Source organism: Paenibacillus sp. FSL P2-0173, assembly GCF_038008045.1.
GTDB lineage: Bacteria > Bacillota > Bacilli > Paenibacillales > Paenibacillaceae > Paenibacillus > Paenibacillus polymyxa_B.
On sequence record NZ_JBBOYK010000008.1, the window covers coordinates 38,524 to 57,125 of the forward strand.

Sequence of the window (18,602 nt, forward strand, 5' to 3'; positions counted from 1 at the left end):
TAGCGCACGACTCCTTTACTATTCTTACCTCAGTATAGCTCATTTTATAACGTAAATACAGCTTTTATCTTCAAAAATTTTACTGTTCACTCCGTACTTTCACTTATCCGGTGCATATTGCTCTGTAGTGCTTTCCTGATGAAAACAGACTTGTTCCTTACATCCATAACGAATAGTAGATCCAGTATCCTCATAATAGCCCACATCTTCGAAATTAGCGGGCCTTGTGGCTTCAATTAGATTCAGCAAATCCTGCGCGACTTCTTCTATAGACTCTTTCTCGGTGTCCCCTCCTATAGCTGGGCCTCCTGGTCCCTCGTATGCAGTCAATATCCAGCTTTGCCCATTTGGATCTGTTGCCTTAATTATGTACTCATATGCTTCTTCAAAATTTTCTGATGTCCTTTGAGGTTCTCCAAATAAAGTAATTAGCGCTCCTCTAAACTGAGCAACAGTCTCCTCTTCCAGCGATGTAGCATGAAGAATATTGGATGTCATCAATGAAGCCTTTTGATCATTAATTTTTTTATAAGTATATTTCGTTATGTACTTCTCACCTGAATATTTTTTACTTTCTGGGGCTGTTTCCTGTTGATCTAATGTTATTGGATTTTGTTTAGAAGCATTCAGTACCAAGCCACAAACAATCGCAAGAACGATAACCGCAACTGCTATATATTTGTTAATCATACTCTCTCCCTACTCCCAAAGCCTATTTGGCTACGGAAACATTTTAATATAAATCAAGGCTACAGAAGATGCACCAAAATCCCCTTATTCTTCTTCGTTCAGAAATTCCTTTAATCTCCGACTTAAAGCTGTATACTGCTCTGCATTGGTGTCCGAAAAAGCCTCCTCCCGGTTGGAGTATACATCCTGATACTGTGGAGGGATTGAAAATTGCGACCTCGTAAAATCTATAATGTCCTCACCAATGCGGTTGTAATAGTGCCAACCACTATCCAGCCATGTCCTCAAAATATCGCCGCCAAGCCTGTCCTGAACGACAAGCGCTGTGACACCACATTGTCCAGCCGCAGGATTATTTGCTATCCATTTAGAGCTAGACTCCAAAGACCAAGCTTGAAACAACGCCTTTTCTAATTCTAAAAAAACGGTTTGCATTCAACATGCGCCTCCCTCTTCGATTCCATTCTGCACTTATGGTGAACGTGCTTTATTTATTTCAACCCGTATTCCACACTCTATGAATCTTGGCTTCTGCTTCTTTCAGTTCTAGCAAATATATGTCTGGATTCGAAAGTTTTTTCCACTCCTCAAAACCAAACTGCGGATCGTAATGTCGAATGAGAAGAGATAGTAAAGCTCCATGAGTTACAATGATAACCGTTTTTTCCGCCCGCTCTATAAGCTCCTGGACAAGCTGGATTCCTCGATCTGCTGCTTCACGAGATGATTCTCCTCCCTCCAGCTTCAAGTCCTCGTCCAAATACGTCTGCTCCAGCACGTCCAGCCAATGATCCAGATGCTCACCGCTTAATACACGTTCCTGAAGACGTAGATCAGTATATACCTGCAACTGTCTACGCTCAGCCAAGGGCTGAATGGTTCGCACGGCCCGTTTCCATGGACTGGACACAATATATTCCACACCTACATTCTCCATAAAATCAGCCAACTGCTCAGCTTGCCGGGTACCTTCATCGGTGAGTCGGGCATCTGGTTCCTGTCCGGTTGCTTGGGCATGTCTGACAAAATAAATTTTCTTCACGTCATCACTCCTTAACTGTCACACAAATTTAAAATTCTGCATATTTACAAATAATTATTTTTATGTTATAATATTGGTTTACATATTTGGATTTCATGATACGATTCCTTTGTATTACATCAACTCTTATGGGAGGGATTCGATGCAATTAGACAAGGGAATACACATACTCCAGGTTTCTGCTAACATCATGGGAAGTATAGAGAGTATTCACCCCACTTTAATGTGGGACGAAGATAACATGATTTTAGTCGATACGACTTACCCCGGGCAACTCTCACTTTTACATGAGGCTATTCTAGACACCGGATTAGCAATCCATAAACTTACCTCCATATTAATAACACACCAGGATCTTGATCATATCGGCAGTTTAACAGATATAATCCGGGCTTCCTCATCCCCAGTTCAAGTATTAGCCAGTTCTATCGAAAGGCCTTATATACAAGGAGAAAAACAGCTTATAAAGCTGACTCCAGAAGCAATAGATCAAGCTGTAAGCTCCATGCCCGAATCCGTTCCGGTAGAATGGAGACATGCATTCCGGCGTACACTTGAAAATCCCCCAAAGGCTATTGTAAACTCCATCATCGTTGCCGGAGAGGAATTGTCCTTCTGTGGGGGGATCGTAGTTATAGATACTGCTGGTCATACACCAGGACACCTAAGTTTCTATCATAAATCCAGTCAAACCCTGATTGCAGGAGATGCCCTACGCGTAGTAAGCAGCAAATTATTGGCTCCAGACCCGCAATACTGCTGTGATTTCAATATGGCCAAAGAATCTCTTAAAAACCTGCTGCCTTATGATATTAAAAAAGTGATCTGCTTTCATGGAGGGCTGTACGAAGGCAATTGTAATCAGCGGATATCTGAAATATGTGAATCCTAGCTTTTGATCACATGGTCATGCCCGATCCTTGACCGATCAGAGAATCATCTAAAGAAAAGACTAACCAGGAATTCCTGGTTAGTCTTTTCTGAATGAGAACTAGGCTTTTAAGTGGACTCTTAATACGGGTACTTCTGAAGAGGCAGATGTTCCTTCCAAGATCTCCACATGACTGATCATCTCTTGCCCGTCTGGAACGATTACCGGAGTAATTACAGGCAATCCCCCCTGTTGAATCGCGTCTAGATCAAACTCCATCAGTAATTGCCCTGCTTTAATGTTATCTCCTGTTTGAACGTGAGGGTTAAACCCTTGTCCTTTGAGGGAAACTGTATTAATCCCAACATGTATCAAAATTTGTACACCAGATTCATGCTCAATGATCAGAGCATGCTTACTTTTCTCCATCACGTGGACGACTTTACCCGTAAAAGGAGCAGTCACTTTACCTTCAGTCGGATGAATAGCGATGCCTTCCCCCATAGCCTTCGTAGAGAACGCAGGATCTGGAACCTCTTCAAGGGAAACCACTTTTCCTTTGATTGGTGCTACCATGTCGAATTCTTCAATACGAGGAGCCGCCTTCTTTTTCAACCATTTAAACATAACGATGCCACCTTATTTAGAGATTACATTCATAAACAGTGAATAGGACTTAACTACATCTTTCAAGGAACCGGTTCCACAAAATGAATAAAAAGAGGAGTGGAAGCGATTTCTATCTGAATTATAGTGAATGCCTTTCCAGGATGTCAAGATGCTCCTCTCCGTTTCTAGAATCACTCCATTTAAAGATACAGAAACATTTTATAGCGAGCATACTTTACATCCTTTCACTAAAATTGCATAATGATCAGTTGTAAAGTATGCACATTCATATTATATACTTACCTAAAGGAGAGTGTAATTTATGAGTGAACCCTGTGTTCCGTCTGGCGTGGTCCTAAAAGACACTGGCTTTGGATATACGTTGTCCTTAATAAGCGGTAAATATAAAATGATCATTATATATTGGCTTTTTGAAAATAAGGTTATGCGACATAACGAGCTGAAGCGAAGTATCGGTACCATTTCCTTCAAAACACTAAGCATCATGTTAAAAGAGCTAGAGGCAGATGGCCTTATCATACGCAAGGAATTTCCCCAGATCCCTCCAAAAGTTGAATATTCACTATCTAAACGTGGCCTTTCTCTCATTCCATTATTAAATATGATGTGCGAGTGGGGAGAGGAAAATGGTTTGCCAGCTCTGGAGGACGGACAGCAATAGACATTCCTATTACAGGCTGTCAATAAAATTCAAATAATCTCGTGCGCTTTTCTCCAATTCGCTTTCGGACGTACCAATCTCATTTTCGCCAGACTCTTTTTCTGTACCATAAAACGCAAAGAACGAACGATAATCTGCATCGCAATATAGGAAGGTTGTTTCAAAAGGAGATAATAGCTGCTCAAGTGTATGGCGATATCTTCCTTCTTCACTATAATCTTCTTTTTTACTTCCGGCAGATACTGCTAAAGCAACCTTACGATTCTTTAATTTGTCACCTCCATTTGAACCATGAGCCCAGCCATAAACAAAAACATCGTCAAGCCATTTTTTAAGGAGAGGCGGACTGTTAAACCAATAAACTGGGAACTGTAAAATGAGATTGCTATGTGATTCAATGAAGTGCTGCTCTTTTTCCACATCAATGTTCCCGTCAGGGTAAACCTTATGCAATTCGTGGATAGTATACTTTTCTGGATATTTTTTGAGTTCTTCTACCCATCGCCTATTTATGACAGATGCCTCGATGCTTGGATGTGTAACGATAACAAGAGTTTTCAAAGAATTGTCCTCCTTAAGTATTATTTATTTTTGAGTATAAAGTGAGCGCTACAAATATGTAAGTATGCACTTTCAGGACAACTACTTACTAAAAGGTTAGTGTCAACTCAGATAAATAAAAAAAGCAGCCCACAGAAGTGGCTGCTTTTTTTACTGCGTTAACGCTGGGCCTATCCTTCCAGCGCCTGCTTCAATTCCTCAGGCGAAGCGTCCCACCATTCCTCGTTATGCGAAATTAGCAGGCTTTTAAGCGCTGCTCTATCTTCGCTGCCGAGATCATCCAGCATGAAACGACGCTTGAGCGCGTAATCCATACGGTTGACGTGATCGGCGAGGATTTTCCAGCCGCGTTTGGCTTCGTCGTCAATCAGCATCTCGCAGGCGGTGGCGCCGCCGTACATACGTCCTTCGGGCGTACGATCCACGGCTACCCATACGAGCCATACCTGCCGTCCATTCGGTACATCCTCTTTATTCGTAGAGAACTTGATACCACGTTCTACTTTACTTTTGGCATGCATGGCACCGATATCAATTTTCGCTTCTCCTCGGTCAATGATGACCGGGGACATGCTGTTCAGGTCGATTGAGCCTGCGCCGAAACCCTTATGTTTACTCTTGCCACTGACAATGTTCAGTGCAATCTGTTTTTTGCCGTCCGGCTGATTTTCACTCATGCGTCACTAGACCTCCATTTTCCGTCTTCACACTCATTCTACACTATAAATATTTTAACTAATAATCTCCTGAAAGCAAACATATACATGCTGTAGATGCTTGTCAACGGGAGGTATCCATTGTATGACCCCAGCACGCACTAAAATCGTTTTATTGTCTACACTAGCCCTCGGTCTCCTCGCAGGGACGTTATGGTTTGCCTGGCAGCCCCAATCGCAATCAGACCCGCAGTCCATAGGCCAACCACTATACGGCTCCCTGTCTGAGTCTGCGCTTGCCCCAAATATGGGCAAGCCTCTAGGGGCAAACATCCTGCCTGACCTGCCCAAGAACCCTCCACAGCCCGCTACAGAAATCCTCAGCAAACGGGTGGTAGAGTACCACATTGATGTGTCTCTGGAAAAAGGACAGGTTTTGCGAGGCACTGAGACACTGACCTGGAGGCATCCGGGCAAGAAAACCGTGAATGATCTGTATCTTCATCTATACCCGAATGCCTTCTCTTCCATGGAAACCACCTTTATGAAGGAATCCGGTGGAAAGCTGCGCGGAGACACCATGCCCAAAGACGGCTTTGGCTCCATGACGCTGACTGAACTAAAAACAGAAGACGGTTTATCTCTCATGCACCGCATCCAATATGTGCAGCCAGATGACGGTAACGCAGGCGACCGTTCGCTCATGAAGGTGCGTCTACCCAAGCCGGTACGAGGTGGCGAAGAAATCACATTATATATGAAGTTTGAGGTAAAACTGCCCGCCATCTTCGCTCGTATGGGTGCGACAGATGATTTTGTAATGGCAGGACAGTGGTTCCCGAAGCTCAGCGTCTACGAGACTGCAGGACAACGTGGACGCGCCGAGGAGGGCTGGAACCTCCACCAGTATCATGGTAACTCCGAGTTTTATGCCGATTTTGGAATTTACAGCGTACGGATTCGGGTGCCTGAAACTCATATCGTAGCAGCGACCGGATTTCCCACCCGTGGTGCCGTCCGACAGAACGGCCAAAAAATATATCAATTTTATGCCGATGATGTACACGATTTTGCCTGGTCCGCTTCACCCAACTTTGTAACCGTAGAAGAACCCTTTTCTTCTGCTGAAGTCCCTGGTGTCAAAATCAAGCTCTACCTTGACCCGTCGCACAAGGAGCTCAAAGGGCGCTATATGAGCGCAGCGAAGGCCGCTCTTTCGTACTACAGCAAATGGTACGGGCCTTATCCATATTCCACCCTATCCATCGTGGTTCCACCCAAATCAGGCAATGGAGCCGGCGGTATGGAGTATCCGACACTCATCACAGCCGCTGCTGCGGGTAATCTAAATCCTGGCTATAGTCTGGAACGAACATTAGTTCATGAGATTGGACATCAATATTTCTACGGAATGGTAGCCAATAACGAATTTGAGGAGCCGTGGCTGGATGAAGGCTTCACCTCCTATGCAGAGGAGCGGCTTATGGAGCAAGAATATGGGCTTACCCCCAACTTGCCATTACAATCGGGACAGATAGCCTCCCCACAGCCGCTAAACCGCGAGTCATGGAAGTACGGCTCGGCTGCTGAGTACGCGCAAAACGCCTACTCTCGAGGCAAGCTGGTACTACGGGGCATTGAACGTCAGGTGGGTATGAAAAAAATGGATCGGATTATGCGGACCTACGTCCAGACGTACCGATTCAAGCATCCATCCTCCCAGGATTTTCAACGTATCGTGGAGAGAGCCACCGGACGCTCATGGAGCCACTATTTTGAACAGTATGTATATGACGGCCAGATGGCGGACTTTTCGGTGGATCATATCACGAACCACAAGCTGGAGAATGGATATGAAGCAGTCGTGACGGTCAGCAAAAAAGGGGCGGATTATCCCAAGATCCCTGTCCAATTTACCTTCAAGGATGGTACCACGATATTCAAGGCTTGGGACGGCGCGGGCAAAAGCACAACTTTTCGGATCAAAAGTACTTCTCCCGTTTCCTATGTAACCCTTGATCCTCTATATACCATTGCACTGGAGAACAAGCACATTAACAATAGCCTAAAAGCCGAATTGGACGAAAAGCAACAAACCCGTTGGAATGTAAGTGTAACCAAGCTGTTAGAAACACTGCTTGGAAGTCTGTCATGGTGAGGTGTCTATAGATGCGGACTGTTATAAAAGAGGGCTGGGCGCTGGTGCGCATACGATTCTATATCGTTATCATTTTATTTCTGTATCGACTACTGTGGGGGGTGTTTCTCTATCGGCTGGTGCAGTCTGCCGTTATCCCGCTACTGCTCCGTTATCCTGATCAGGGTCAAAACGAGCTGGGACAGACCTTGTTTTGGATGGAGAGCCAGATTGCTCTGATGGACAGCCGGGAAGTACATGTTTATTTGTGGATACTACTAGGGGCGACTGTACTACGCATACTGATCACTCCCTTCATTAGAGCCGGAATATATCAAAGCCTGCATACCGATGCTACTGAACCGCAAAGCCTGTCCTTTTTCAAGGGTATGAAACGCCATGGCATGTCGTCGCTGTTGTATTACACCATCGAGTTGGGACTGCTGCTGCTTCCCGCCTTTTGGGTAGTACCGAGACTCTACCCTATTGTAGCAGGAGCACTTCAATCTCCCTCTTACCTGCTTCATTTGTTGCCCTATGCCATGGGGTGGATGGCATACGGATGGTTCATTCGGCAGTGCATCCTGTATATGCAACTGGGGACTGTCGGTGGTCACGCCATACTATCGTCCCTGCTCGCCTTCTTTCGCCAGCTCCTCCCAGCTGTCGGTATATCTCTTTTGCTCGGTGCTTGTGTGCTGCTGGTCTTCGGTCTATTTGGCACCGTGGCGATGATTTGGACTGGTATGCTGGCGCTCATTCTCCAGCAATCGTATCATTTTGTTACTAGTCTGGTCAGGCTGTGGCATATCAGTTCGCAGTACAGACTATGGCATACCGATATCTCCAGTAGAAGTTAAGCCCTGCCTTTATGTTTTTTACTTCATTTCCGTCTGTCGAAAAATCTTGATTCATATCCGCGCAAACGACACATAACTGAATACTGTTAACAACATCTGTTCCTTGGACATTAGGAGCAGATTTTTTTTGTAACTTTTTGCAATGAAACATTTGCCAAAGCCAGCCGTCTTTGTTACAATAATCGCAGTGAACTGATAGTAACAACTTTGTAATCTTTATTGTAACCTTTATCTCAAAAATAACGTTATTGTGAATACTGCTCTCCAAGGTGCACATCTTAAGTTAAGCCTAATTCCTGGCACCTAGGAAGCGGGGGAACCAGTTTGGGTGAATTGATCTCGCAACAGAGTGGTCATAGGGGAACCTTCTACCGAATCCTTAAGCTAACCTCGCAGGCATTGGAAGGGGTATATTTTTTTTGAAGAAGAAGCTAACGATCGCAGCTATGGGTCTTGCCATTGCCTTTACATCTTTTACATTCGGTGGCGGCAGTGCATATGCAGACTCTAAGATGGACCAGGTCATTCAAGATGCCAAAGGAACGAGCTACAGAAGCGGAGGCACTACACTCGAGGGATTCGATTGCTCCGGCTTCACAATGTATGTATTCAACAAACTGGGAATTAAACTTCCGCATCAATCCGGATCACAATTCAAAATGGGATCTTCTGTATCCCGCGACGAAATGAGACCTGGAGACCTGGTGTTCTTCAACACCACAGGAAGAGGCATTTCCCATGTAGGTATCTTCGTAGGTGAAGGGAAATTTGCCCACTCCTCGACTTCACGTGGTGTAGTAGTTAGCTCACTGAACGAAAATTATTACGCTAACCGCTATGTCGGTGCAAAAAGAATTATGAGCACAGACGCTTACCATTCTGTAGCTTCAGAAATTCCTGATGACGACAACGTAGAATAACTAACGCACAGCAAGCTAACCCTAGCCGCAATTTGATTCTGGCCGGAATCGAATTGCGGTTTTTTATGTCCACAACATCAGCAATTATTATCATTACTGACGAACTGAAGCCTCAAAAGGTTTCAATTTTAGCGAACATCGTCGGTTTTACCGTCAGCGCTGGGGGAGCATATGAGCAGTAAATCCTTCTTATTGAATGTATACCCGACTTGAGTATGAAATAAACACGCTTGCCATTCCCCTGCAACTTGTCTACAATCTGTTGTTAATGATTGAAGTACCTGTAAAAGGAGGATGGAACACATGCCGGCCTCAATATCCAACTATCGGATCGTACCGATGGACGAGCATCAAGCGGCTGCAATCTGTGAGTGGCGCTATGATCCACCTTATAATATATACGGTTGGCTCCCCTGGGAACAAATGAAGGCGCTTGAAGTCGAATTTGGAAGTCCCACGCTTCGCCAAGAGCAATATGTTGCCGTACTGGATGAAGAGAATAAGCTGACGGGATTTGCTCAATATTTTCCTATGATCGGTGTGACCCGGCTAGGTCTTGGAATGCATCCTGAAAGATGCGGACATGGCAAAGGCGCTGATTTTGTCCGTGCCATTGCAGAGGAAGCACAACGACGCAACCCGAAGAATGAAATTGATCTAGAGGTACTCACTTGGAATGGGCGCGCTATCCGGGCTTACAAGGCGGCTGGATTTGAGCTTACAGATACCTATGAACGCCAGACTCCCGATGGCAAAAAACCGTTTTTTTGTATGGTATATCGTCCCGAACACCAAACCCAGGTTCTATGATAAAAGCGCCTTCGGCATACAACCGCGATGTTGTATAGCGAAGGCGCTTTTATCATCATACGACAGATCATTACAAGCTCAATGACTGCTGCGCATTTTTTCAAAAGCTTCATTATATTGTTGGGCTTCCTTAATATCCACGGCCATAATACCGCCGTCGTCCCAAGAGGTCAAACGCAGAGTCACGGTCTTGTAATCAATCGTAATAAATGGATGATGATTGAATGCTTCAGATATAGCGGCAACTTCATCCACGAATGCAATCCCTTTCATAAAACTGGAAAAATTATATTTCCGAACGATCCAACGTCCTTCCTCCAGTTCCCAGCCCTCCAGTTTCTCCAGATGTGCTTCAATCTCTTCTTGTGTAAAAGGCATGTTACGAACTCCTCCCCGTTTATACGGAAGCCTTTCGACCGCTTAAATACGGCCAAAACTACGATATATTGGTGTACATATTACCACGGCCCCGTTGATAAATCCATAAGACGGACCTCAAATCAATGGGACTGACGTCAGCTCCTCGTCTCCAATGAGTACATAGATACGATGCTGCTCCGGCTCATAGATCACAACGCCACTGCCTACAGTGATTATGGGCTCTGTACCCAGTGCATAAAATAAGTCTTCTGCCAAAGCTTCATTGACTTCCTGGCGTCCCGCCGGGTCCAGCCTGTCCCAATCTTCTGCTTCCATCTCGAAAAATTCGTAGCTGTCTGGGATGCGTCCCACAGCCTCTGTCAAATCGTTCAAAATTTGTTCATACTCACGCCCATGCTTTACTCCCATGCCATTTCCTCCAATGGTTCCGCCATTCAATACATAATCACCTTATTATACCGGAAATTCGCACTTAACAAAAAAGAGAGTTTTGTCGATAAATACTATAATCCGTCTTGTAATGACGCGCTTGGGGCAAGGACGACCCCGGCGGCATGAAAGGATTCAAAATCTATTCTCATGGATGAGGTGTATCATGCAAATTTCAACCATTATCGGACTTGTGCTCGGGATTATGTCACTGGTCGTCGGGATGATCTTAAAAGGCGCTCCGGTCGTCAATCTGGTCAATAATCCCGCTGCTTACATGATTATTTTCGTCGGAACGGCAGCGAGTATATTTATGGCCTTCCCGATGGCAGAAATCAAACGGATTCCGAAGCTGTTCAAGGTTATTTTCACCGAACAAAAACTGTTAGACCGCAAAGAGCTCATCGGTACGTTTACCGAGTGGGCATCCATTACCCGTCGTGAAGGTCTGCTCGCCTTGGAATCTAAGGTAGAGGAAATCGACGATCCCTTTATGCGTGGCGGCATGCGAATGATTATTGACGGAAATGATCAGGAATTCGTACGGGACGTTCTGATGGAGGATATCAATGCTACCGAGGACCGACATCGCTCTGGCGCGCTGATCTTCTCTCAAGCTGGTATGTACGCTCCAACGCTCGGGGTACTCGGTGCGGTTGTAGGTCTGATCGCCGCTCTGGCCGACCTTAGTGACATGGAAAAGCTCTCTCATGCCATTGCAGCAGCCTTCATTGCGACGTTGCTCGGTATTTTTACAGGTTATGTCCTGTGGCATCCGATGTCCAACAAGCTCAAACGGTTATCCAAAAAAGAAGTGGAGCTTAAATTAATGATGGTCGAAGGTCTGCTTTCCATTCAATCGGGGATATCGACGATTGCCATCAGTCAGAAACTGACGATCTTCCTGACTCCGACCGAACGGGCTACGTTGACCCAGAAGGATGGCGATTCCAGTGAGTAAAAAGAGACATGAACCGCATGAAGAGCATGCTGACGAAAGCTGGCTGTTGCCATATTCCGACTTAATGACCCTTCTGTTGGCTCTTTTCATTGTCTTATTCGGTATGAGCTCGCTCGACGCCAAAAAATTTGAAACTATGGCTCAATCCCTGAGTGCAGCTTTTAGTGGCGGCACTGGCGTGCTGGATCACTCGGCCGCGAATCCGTCGTCACAATCCATGGATATGGGCAAAAATAAAGAACAAGTATCACAACCCTTAAAATCGAAGGCTACTTCTACCTCTGAACTGCAAAAACAGTTGGCCCAGCGGGAAGAAGAAGATTTAAAAAAACTTAAAAAACAAATGGATCAATACATTCAAAATAACGGCCTGACCCCGTTGCTGAATACCAAGCTGAACCAATCACAGCTGATGATCACCATTAGTGATAATGCCTTGTTTTCATCCGGGCAGGCCGAAGTAAAGCCGGAAGCAAGAAAGCTGGCCAAGTCTATTTCTAGTATGCTTCAGCAGTTCCCTGGCTATGATGTTATCGTATCGGGTCACACGGATAATGTACCGATCTCCAACAGCCAGTTCCCGTCCAACTTTGATTTGAGCGCCAAGCGCTCTCTGAATTTCTTGCGTATCTTGTTGCTCAATCCAGATCTCGATCCAACCAAGTTTGTATCCATCGGTTATGGCGAGTATCGTCCATTGGCAAGCAATCAAGATGGTCAAGGACGCTCCAAAAACCGTCGTGTTGAAATATCTGTTCTCCGCAAATATCAGAACGGGACACAAGTCATCAGTCCTACCTCAAGCTCGAGTGAAGGTTGATTATGCATATGTTATATGAACAAAGGCACCGCCGCATTTTTATGCAGCTGGTGCCTCTTTGTTTATGCTTCCTGTACTCTGGCCTTATCTGATAAGAGGATCATACGCTGTAGGCTATACAAAGCCCCTCTGGCATTAGCTAAGCGTATAATCGAGCATCTGGCCAAGCTCCTGCTTCTCAGCCTCTGTCAGATCACGCCAGGCACCTTTCTGAAGGGACCCCAACCGAATATTCATGATTCGCAGCCGTTGCAGTTTTTTTACTTCATAACCGAAGGCAGCACACATACGCCGGATCTGACGATTTTTCCCTTCAGTCAGGATAATACGGAATACATACTCAGATACACGCGTCACCTCACAAGGTAGCGTCCGCTGACCGAGTATTTTCACACCACTGGACATGCCCTGCACAAAAGATGGTATGACAGGGCGATCCACTGTTACGATATATTCTTTCTCATGCTTGCCTTCTGCCCGTAAAATCTTATTCACAATGTCTCCATCATTGGTAAGTAAAATGAGACCTTCCGAATCCTTATCCAGGCGTCCAATCGGGAATATCCGCTGCGGGTGCCCCACAAAATCAACAACATTGCCTCTAATGTGGCTCTCCGTTGTACTTGTAATGCCCACCGGCTTGTTCAATGCAATATAGACGTGATCGGACTTCTCGCGCAGCGGCTTGCCGTTCACGCGAACATCATCGCCTTCCTCCGCTTGACTACCCAGCACGGCCACTTCGCCGTTAATCGTCACGCTGCCGCTCTCTACCAGCTTGTCCGCCTCCCGGCGCGAGCAAAAACCGGTTTCGCTGATAAACTTGTTAATGCGCAACCTGTGTACCCTCCATTTCTACTAACACACTTCCTCCTGCGCCCCTGCCCGTTACTCCGGCTTGGCAATCGGAAGCTGCACCAGGGCTGTCGTTCCCTCTCCCTCTGTGCTTTCAATATCCAGTGTGCCTTTATGACTCTGTATAATACGCTGGCTGACCATAAGTCCTAGTCCTGTCCCTGTTTCTTTGTTTGTGAAAAAAGGTTCTCCTAGCTTGGACAGCATTTCTGCAGGAATACCCGTTCCCTGGTCCCGTATGAAGATTTTAACGCTTTCTCCCTCCAAGAACAAATGAATCGTGATGATACCACCTTTACTCATAGCCTCCATGCTATTTTTAAGTAAATTAATGAATACCTGTTTTAACTGATTTTCTTCGGCGTATACCAGGGCAGGCTCGTCCGTGACCTGAAGATTGAATACAATGCCCAGCAGATGCGCCTGACTATCTAGTAAAGAAATCACATCGCTCACAATATAGCGAACATCTTTTTTCTGAAAATGCACCGCCTGTGGCTTCGCCAGAATTAAAAACTCGCTTACGATCAAATTAATGCGATCCAGCTCAGACATCATAATATCGTTGTGTTTCATATTCAACACTTGATTTTGCTGCTGTAGTTGGAGAAAGCCACGTAGCGTGGTTAGCGGATTACGAATCTCATGCGCTACACCTGCCGCTAGTTGTCCGACGGTTGTCAGTTTCTCTGATCTGCGCAACAGCTCCTCCATCCGGTTGCGACCCGTGATATCACGGGACACGCAGATAAACCCCAAAATCTGGCCTTCTTCATCCAGAATAGGAGACGTGCTCATACTAATCTCTACCGTACTTCCATCCTTACGCATTCTAAGGGACTCACTTGATACGATGCTCTCTCCCTGAAGCAGACTCTTCTTCTGAAATTCATACTCCTCCTGTTGCTGCGGAGGTACAAACTCCAGCTTACGACCAACCAACTCTTTCTTGGTCCAGCCGTACAAAGCTTCGAAGGCATGATTGACCCGAACGACACGATCCTCCTCATCAGTCACATGAATCGCATCTGCTGTCTGATTAATAACCGATTCCAGATGCTCCTTTACAGAACGGTTCTCTTCATACATTTGTTCGAGTCTTCTCGTATACACCCCCAAATTGTAGGCCATCGCATTGATGCGCTCACCCAACTGTGCAAGCTCATGACCACCCTTGATTTCTAGCCGTGTATCAAAATGACCATCAGCCATCTCGTTCACTTTGCCCAGAATCGACTGAATTGGACGGACAAACAGACTGGCAAGCACATAGCTTCCAATGATCACAACCTCTAAAAGGACAATAGAAATGGCAATTAAACTAATCAATTGCTTGGAAATAACAGAAGTGATCGTATCATAATTCATAACAATACGGATAACATAGGCATCACGGTTAGCCGGATAAAAAGGTATGTAACTGACGAGAACCCGTTCGCCTTTAATATAGCAGTCTTGTACAATACTCTCCCCCGAGATGATAGCCCTGGACACGGCCAAACGATCCTCCTGCACTCTCGTTAGTTGATACGTGCCGAATTGGATCGGTTTGTTGTACATGTAATAGTATTTCCAGTCGTTCCCGTTCTTGTCCATCGTAGCGCCACCAAAGGTTGCAGGGTTAATTCCTGTAATCTCCATGATGCGATAATCCACTTGTTGGGTTTGCTTTACGATCTCATCGGGACTCAGGATGGTTATGAAATTTTGTACTGAAGTATCCTGAAAGGAAATTCGAATTAAGTAGTTACGTTTTTGGTCATAATAAAATCCCCATTTATTAATATGTGAGGAGTCTGAACCCGTGTAGTCAAATGATCCGGTCCAAAAATGATCCAGTTTCTGACCTTGCGCCATTGCAGCCTGTCCATGCTCATATAATTGGTCAACTGCATTTTTCCAATGCCCGGTCAATGGATCGGATGGCGTTACTTCTTTAGGATCGGAGGATTTGACAACCTTATACCCCTGCCCGTCTCGAATCATCAAAGAAATATTAATATCCCTGTGGAGTGTGGCTATCTGTTGAAGCTGTTCCTGCTGAATATTTCGGATGTCAGGATCGAGCTGATTGGCAGCCAACGTGGCAGAAAGCCACAGATTATATCCGAGCTGTTTGTCAACGGCCTCCCAGCTATGTTGGGTTTGTTCGATAGCTCCTCCGATAATTTTAGCGGTCAGAACCATTTTAGTTTCACTGTCACTTCTTAGATTTTCGTGGGTCGTGTAATAATTGAGTGCGATGTTTAACAACAGGATGAACAGGACGGACCCCGACAAAATGATCGTTATTCTGATTTTTATCGACACACTGATTTCTCACCTCTTGCCGTATGCTGGCGATTACTGGCAATTGCTAACTCAATGATACCGTAATAGCGCCTCTGATACCAGCATTTACATTTACCGGATATACATAAATACACACCTTGTGTACAGTATTGTCAATAGACGGGCGTTTGCCTACAATATAAGAAGATAATCATCCACAGGTAGTCCACAAATACACAGATTTTATTATAAACTGTGGATAAACCTGTGGACAAGTGCCGTGTTATCCACAATTTTATTCACATCATGTTAACAACGGAATATTTGTTCGTTGGATAATTCCGCGTTTGAAAGGAGCATTTTCCCAGTGACCACTATGGATCACGCCTATTGGATGAAAGAAGCCATTCAGGAAGCGTATAAGGCAGAAACGTTAGGTGAAGTCCCCATCGGAGCTGTCATCGTAAAAGATAATGAAATCATCGGCCGCGGTTACAATTTGCGCGAGACGGATGCTGACCCAACTGCACATGCAGAGATGGTTGCCATTCGTCAGGCCAGTGAGCATTTGGGTGCTTGGCGCCTGCTGGATTGCAGGCTGTATGTCACCCTGGAGCCGTGCCCGATGTGCGCCGGAGCCATTGTTCAATCACGAGTCCCTCATCTGATATACGGCACCACAGATCCCAAAGCAGGCTGTGCAGGCACGCTGATGAATTTATTACAGGAGCCTCGGTTCAATCATTGCACAGAGGTAACCAGTGGTGTACTTCAGGAGGAATGTGCCTCGTTGCTAACGAGCTTTTTTCGGCATCTCCGGCAAAAAAGAGCGGCCGCCAAATTGTCTCCTCCCCTATCTTCATCCTGAGGGGGAAAATTCCAAAACACTTCATCTCATTGCTAATTCCCCATGGAAGGAGATCACCTCATGCCTATGAGCTTGTATAATACGCCTCAAGGTATCTTTTTACGGCCATTTAGCTTAGCGGATAGCGAAGCCCTTCTCGCCCTTAGGCACCGAAATAGGGATTCCCATGCGCCTTATGAGCCGCTTTACGAGGATTCATTTTTCACATTAGAGAAACAGCAGGATTATATCCGTCAGAAATTGCATCAGGCCGAAGAGGATCGAGGTTACGTGTTCGGTATCTTTCTCTTAAAGGAAGAACGGCTCATCGGTTATATCTCTATTTCCAATCTAGTACGTGGAGTTGGACAATTCGCTGATATCGGCTACATGATGGATCATCATGAACAGGGTAAAGGGCATATGACCGCTGCCTTAAAGTTGATCATACAATATGCCTTTCGTGCCTTATCTCTACATCGTCTCCAAGCGGGTACCCTTTTGCATAATGATCCCTCACAACGTGTATTAAAAAAATGCGGCTTCCAGCCAGAAGGCATTGCTCGCAAGCTTATACAGATTCAGGGCGCATGGCAGGATCACCAGATGTTTGGACTTTTGGCTGAGGATGACGTGTGGCAGAGCTAAATGACTGCACAGGGACAACATTAACAGTAAACAAAAAACCGCCCGGCTTATGCCGAGCGGTTTTCTTACATCATATACGAAAAAAATGATGTTTTGCAATCATGTCATCCCATAATTAAGGAGCAACAGTTTGCATTTTTTGTTGCAGTTGTTCCATAGTCAGGACTTGATCACCTGTTGGAATACCCACTTTAAATGCTGCTTTAGCATTGATTTTGCTGTATTGCGTGTAGCCTGTTACGGACAATTTCACATTGTCTTTTGTAGCCGGATCATTCATCTCTACATTCGCATTCAGGTCTTGATACACAGGAATGTTATCCTTGTTCAAAGCTGTGTTAATGTCAAATTGTTTCACCGTCAAATAGTTTTTCAACTCGTCCAGCTTTTTGCTAACTTCGCTGGTGTTGGATTGCAGTTCTTTCTTCGCTTCAGCCAACTCTTCCTTCTTCACTTGAAGCATGCCAGCATATTCATCTTTAGACATCACATCAAGGACTTTAGGAAGCGCCTTAGTGATAAATGTATTGGTCGCTTGCTTCACATTGTCGTTCGTTATTTTGAACTGAACTACTTGTTTAGCTTCAACGCCTTGTGGCAATTTAGCGTCTTTAGGATCAATATCAAAGAAGTACGTAGCTTGATCATACTCGTTCATAATCGCAGCAATCACTTCATTCGCAAATTTCTGCGATTTTTCCTGATCCATGGCTGCAGGGTTAAATTCTTGTCCTGATTGTTTAGCCAGTTCTTGTGGATCAATGATCAGGAATTTACCTACAACATCCTGTGGAAGCGGGTAAAATGGAATATTAGGAATTTTAACGTACAGTTTATCTTTAGTCATTACCATTGGAATCGTGAAGCTGGTGGAAAGATCACCTTTCAAATGAATGCCGAGCGTCATTTCAGATTGGAAAGGTTCTTTTTGGTATACACCATCCAGCGTAATATCAGCATTTTTCAGCATGCTAGTTACCATTGCACTTTGCTCACTTGGAACAGAAGCGGATGTAATGGTCAGTTCCTTAATCGTGAATTGACTTTTGGATTCATAAGAGTTCAACTTCATTGCATTAGCTGTACCGGTCGTAACAGCTTCCTTCGGTTCTAACTTCTTGCTACAACCTACCAGGGCTACCGTCAAAAGCAACACCATAGTGAGTACCAAGACGGATAACTTTTTACTCATTGTGTAGATTCTCTCCTCTCGTAATTAACCCCTTTTTTATGCTAACAAAAAAAATACACACCTTCTATTTTAACTCATATTCTCAAACGGCGAAACACTTATTGGAAAATTTTCTTACAATAAGCACAAAGACACCCTGGCTCTCTAACCAGGGTGTCTTACACTATGCAATATATTTTAGGAGAAAGGTCTGCCTGCTTATGAGCCTTCTCTATTATGGTGATCTACGTGATTCCGCTGTTTCACCTTCTTGGAACCGGATAACGGCTCCTGCTGATGACTACGCTCACGCTTTTCGTTACTTCCACCAGAATCCTGTGCTTCGGGAACAGGAATGGCTTTAGGCTTGCTCATTTATGC

General features: G+C 45.0%; 22 protein-coding genes and 1 riboswitch. Of the genes, 10 read left to right on the forward strand and 12 right to left on the reverse strand.

Annotation, left to right across the window (positions count from 1 at the left end):
* Positions 1-99: 99 nt before the first annotated feature.
* The 3 genes from MKX30_RS26225 to MKX30_RS26235 all read right to left on the reverse strand — a co-directional run bounded on the left by MKX30_RS26225 (position 100) and on the right by MKX30_RS26235 (position 1,732).
* Positions 100-690 carry a hypothetical protein gene (locus tag MKX30_RS26225; RefSeq protein ID WP_028542591.1) on the reverse strand — a complete coding sequence of 197 codons (591 nt, stop codon included), beginning with the start codon at positions 688-690 and terminating at the stop codon, positions 100-102.
* 84 nt (positions 691-774) lie between these two features.
* The gene (locus MKX30_RS26230; protein ID WP_028542592.1) at positions 775-1,125 is read right to left on the reverse strand and encodes a YunG family protein; all 351 of its coding nucleotides are present in this window, start codon (positions 1,123-1,125) and stop codon (positions 775-777) included.
* Positions 1,126-1,186: 61 nt separating this feature from the next.
* The gene (locus MKX30_RS26235; RefSeq protein WP_028542593.1) at positions 1,187-1,732 is read right to left on the reverse strand and encodes a histidine phosphatase family protein; all 546 of its coding nucleotides are present in this window, start codon (positions 1,730-1,732) and stop codon (positions 1,187-1,189) included.
* A gap of 142 nt (positions 1,733-1,874) precedes the next feature.
* Between MKX30_RS26235 and MKX30_RS26240 the strand changes: the two genes are divergently transcribed.
* On the forward strand, positions 1,875-2,624 hold the full coding sequence (locus MKX30_RS26240; protein WP_053324346.1) for an MBL fold metallo-hydrolase: 750 nt from the start codon (positions 1,875-1,877) through the stop codon (positions 2,622-2,624).
* A gap of 99 nt (positions 2,625-2,723) precedes the next feature.
* Here the strand turns inward: MKX30_RS26240 and MKX30_RS26245 are convergent, their stop codons facing one another.
* Positions 2,724-3,230 (reverse strand): PTS sugar transporter subunit IIA, encoded by a 507-nt coding sequence (locus MKX30_RS26245; protein WP_025723771.1) that lies wholly within the window; start codon positions 3,228-3,230, stop codon positions 2,724-2,726.
* A gap of 304 nt (positions 3,231-3,534) precedes the next feature.
* On the opposite strand from MKX30_RS26245, the gene MKX30_RS26250 reads away from it, so the two are divergent.
* A complete protein-coding gene (locus tag MKX30_RS26250) occupies positions 3,535-3,894 on the forward strand; it encodes a winged helix-turn-helix transcriptional regulator (RefSeq protein WP_025723772.1) in 360 nt (119 codons plus the stop codon).
* Positions 3,895-3,903: 9 nt separating this feature from the next.
* Here MKX30_RS26250 and MKX30_RS26255 read toward each other — a convergent pair whose 3' ends face one another.
* A complete protein-coding gene (locus tag MKX30_RS26255) occupies positions 3,904-4,455 on the reverse strand; it encodes an NAD(P)H-dependent oxidoreductase (protein ID WP_341063871.1) in 552 nt (183 codons plus the stop codon).
* A 170-nt stretch (positions 4,456-4,625) separates the two neighbouring features.
* Positions 4,626-5,132 carry a YwhD family protein gene (locus tag MKX30_RS26260; protein WP_028542596.1) on the reverse strand — a complete coding sequence of 169 codons (507 nt, stop codon included), beginning with the start codon at positions 5,130-5,132 and terminating at the stop codon, positions 4,626-4,628.
* Between the two features lie 124 nt (positions 5,133-5,256).
* On the opposite strand from MKX30_RS26260, the gene MKX30_RS26265 reads away from it, so the two are divergent.
* The 4 genes from MKX30_RS26265 to MKX30_RS26280 all read left to right on the forward strand — a co-directional run bounded on the left by MKX30_RS26265 (position 5,257) and on the right by MKX30_RS26280 (position 9,838).
* Positions 5,257-7,269: a M1 family metallopeptidase gene (locus tag MKX30_RS26265; RefSeq protein WP_075153526.1), complete on the forward strand. Its 2,013-nt coding sequence runs from the start codon at positions 5,257-5,259 to the stop codon at positions 7,267-7,269.
* Between the two features lie 11 nt (positions 7,270-7,280).
* Positions 7,281-8,108 (forward strand): hypothetical protein, encoded by an 828-nt coding sequence (locus tag MKX30_RS26270; RefSeq protein WP_341063872.1) that lies wholly within the window; start codon positions 7,281-7,283, stop codon positions 8,106-8,108.
* 276 nt (positions 8,109-8,384) lie between these two features.
* Positions 8,385-8,522: riboswitch (cyclic di-AMP (ydaO/yuaA leader) on the forward strand.
* Between the two features lie 5 nt (positions 8,523-8,527).
* On the forward strand, positions 8,528-9,028 hold the full coding sequence (locus MKX30_RS26275) for a C40 family peptidase (RefSeq protein ID WP_025723776.1): 501 nt from the start codon (positions 8,528-8,530) through the stop codon (positions 9,026-9,028).
* Positions 9,029-9,331: 303 nt separating this feature from the next.
* The gene (locus tag MKX30_RS26280; protein WP_028542599.1) at positions 9,332-9,838 is read left to right on the forward strand and encodes a GNAT family N-acetyltransferase; all 507 of its coding nucleotides are present in this window, start codon (positions 9,332-9,334) and stop codon (positions 9,836-9,838) included.
* Between the two features lie 78 nt (positions 9,839-9,916).
* On the opposite strand, the gene MKX30_RS26285 is transcribed toward MKX30_RS26280, so the two are convergent.
* Complete coding sequence (locus tag MKX30_RS26285) at positions 9,917-10,216, reverse strand: 4a-hydroxytetrahydrobiopterin dehydratase (protein ID WP_007428083.1); 300 nt, start codon at positions 10,214-10,216, stop codon at positions 9,917-9,919.
* Between the two features lie 117 nt (positions 10,217-10,333).
* Positions 10,334-10,627 carry a hypothetical protein gene (locus MKX30_RS26290; RefSeq protein WP_028542600.1) on the reverse strand — a complete coding sequence of 98 codons (294 nt, stop codon included), beginning with the start codon at positions 10,625-10,627 and terminating at the stop codon, positions 10,334-10,336.
* Between the two features lie 187 nt (positions 10,628-10,814).
* On the opposite strand from MKX30_RS26290, the gene motA reads away from it, so the two are divergent.
* Both motA and motB read left to right on the forward strand, forming a co-directional pair.
* Positions 10,815-11,609 carry a flagellar motor stator protein MotA gene (gene motA, locus MKX30_RS26295; RefSeq protein WP_028542601.1) on the forward strand — a complete coding sequence of 265 codons (795 nt, stop codon included), beginning with the start codon at positions 10,815-10,817 and terminating at the stop codon, positions 11,607-11,609.
* The gene (motB, locus tag MKX30_RS26300; RefSeq protein ID WP_025723781.1) at positions 11,602-12,429 is read left to right on the forward strand and encodes a flagellar motor protein MotB; all 828 of its coding nucleotides are present in this window, start codon (positions 11,602-11,604) and stop codon (positions 12,427-12,429) included. The genes motA and motB overlap by 8 nt, the downstream gene beginning before the upstream one ends.
* 135 nt (positions 12,430-12,564) lie before the next feature.
* Here the strand turns inward: motB and rluF are convergent, their stop codons facing one another.
* Both rluF and MKX30_RS26310 read right to left on the reverse strand, forming a co-directional pair.
* On the reverse strand, positions 12,565-13,266 hold the full coding sequence (gene rluF, locus MKX30_RS26305; protein WP_028542602.1) for a 23S rRNA pseudouridine(2604) synthase RluF: 702 nt from the start codon (positions 13,264-13,266) through the stop codon (positions 12,565-12,567).
* A gap of 51 nt (positions 13,267-13,317) precedes the next feature.
* Entirely contained in the window at positions 13,318-15,594 is a 2,277-nt protein-coding gene (locus MKX30_RS26310; protein WP_028542603.1) for a PAS domain S-box protein, read from the reverse strand.
* 328 nt (positions 15,595-15,922) lie between these two features.
* Between MKX30_RS26310 and tadA the strand changes: the two genes are divergently transcribed.
* A complete protein-coding gene (tadA, locus tag MKX30_RS26315; protein ID WP_028542604.1) occupies positions 15,923-16,423 on the forward strand; it encodes a tRNA adenosine(34) deaminase TadA in 501 nt (166 codons plus the stop codon).
* A 60-nt stretch (positions 16,424-16,483) separates the two neighbouring features.
* A complete protein-coding gene (locus MKX30_RS26320; protein WP_076161096.1) occupies positions 16,484-17,050 on the forward strand; it encodes a GNAT family N-acetyltransferase in 567 nt (188 codons plus the stop codon).
* 115 nt (positions 17,051-17,165) lie between these two features.
* On the opposite strand, the gene MKX30_RS26325 is transcribed toward MKX30_RS26320, so the two are convergent.
* On the reverse strand, positions 17,166-18,242 hold the full coding sequence (locus MKX30_RS26325) for a hypothetical protein (RefSeq protein WP_028542606.1): 1,077 nt from the start codon (positions 18,240-18,242) through the stop codon (positions 17,166-17,168).
* Between the two features lie 198 nt (positions 18,243-18,440).
* Positions 18,441-18,596 carry a small acid-soluble spore protein P gene (locus MKX30_RS26330; RefSeq protein WP_025720032.1) on the reverse strand — a complete coding sequence of 52 codons (156 nt, stop codon included), beginning with the start codon at positions 18,594-18,596 and terminating at the stop codon, positions 18,441-18,443.
* Positions 18,597-18,602 lie beyond the last annotated feature (6 nt).

Excerpts from the sequence above, each read along its gene's own strand:
- MKX30_RS26225 (WP_028542591.1), bottom strand. The coding sequence starts at position 690 with ATGATTAACAAATATATAGCAGTTGCGGTTATCGTTCTTGCGATTGTT.
- MKX30_RS26230 (WP_028542592.1), bottom strand. The coding sequence starts at position 1,125 with ATGCAAACCGTTTTTTTAGAATTAGAAAAGGCGTTGTTTCAAGCTTGG.
- MKX30_RS26240 (WP_053324346.1), top strand. The coding sequence starts at position 1,875 with ATGCAATTAGACAAGGGAATACACATACTCCAGGTTTCTGCTAACATC.
- MKX30_RS26245 (WP_025723771.1), bottom strand. The coding sequence starts at position 3,230 with ATGTTTAAATGGTTGAAAAAGAAGGCGGCTCCTCGTATTGAAGAATTC.
- MKX30_RS26250 (WP_025723772.1), top strand. The coding sequence starts at position 3,535 with ATGAGTGAACCCTGTGTTCCGTCTGGCGTGGTCCTAAAAGACACTGGC.
- MKX30_RS26260 (WP_028542596.1), bottom strand. The coding sequence starts at position 5,132 with ATGAGTGAAAATCAGCCGGACGGCAAAAAACAGATTGCACTGAACATT.
- MKX30_RS26265 (WP_075153526.1), top strand. The coding sequence starts at position 5,257 with ATGACCCCAGCACGCACTAAAATCGTTTTATTGTCTACACTAGCCCTC.
- MKX30_RS26270 (WP_341063872.1), top strand. The coding sequence starts at position 7,281 with ATGCGGACTGTTATAAAAGAGGGCTGGGCGCTGGTGCGCATACGATTC.
- MKX30_RS26280 (WP_028542599.1), top strand. The coding sequence starts at position 9,332 with ATGCCGGCCTCAATATCCAACTATCGGATCGTACCGATGGACGAGCAT.
- MKX30_RS26285 (WP_007428083.1), bottom strand. The coding sequence starts at position 10,216 with ATGCCTTTTACACAAGAAGAGATTGAAGCACATCTGGAGAAACTGGAG.
- MKX30_RS26290 (WP_028542600.1), bottom strand. The coding sequence starts at position 10,627 with ATGGGAGTAAAGCATGGGCGTGAGTATGAACAAATTTTGAACGATTTG.
- motA (WP_028542601.1), top strand. The coding sequence starts at position 10,815 with ATGCAAATTTCAACCATTATCGGACTTGTGCTCGGGATTATGTCACTG.
- MKX30_RS26320 (WP_076161096.1), top strand. The coding sequence starts at position 16,484 with ATGCCTATGAGCTTGTATAATACGCCTCAAGGTATCTTTTTACGGCCA.
- MKX30_RS26325 (WP_028542606.1), bottom strand. The coding sequence starts at position 18,242 with ATGAGTAAAAAGTTATCCGTCTTGGTACTCACTATGGTGTTGCTTTTG.
- MKX30_RS26330 (WP_025720032.1), bottom strand. The coding sequence starts at position 18,596 with ATGAGCAAGCCTAAAGCCATTCCTGTTCCCGAAGCACAGGATTCTGGT.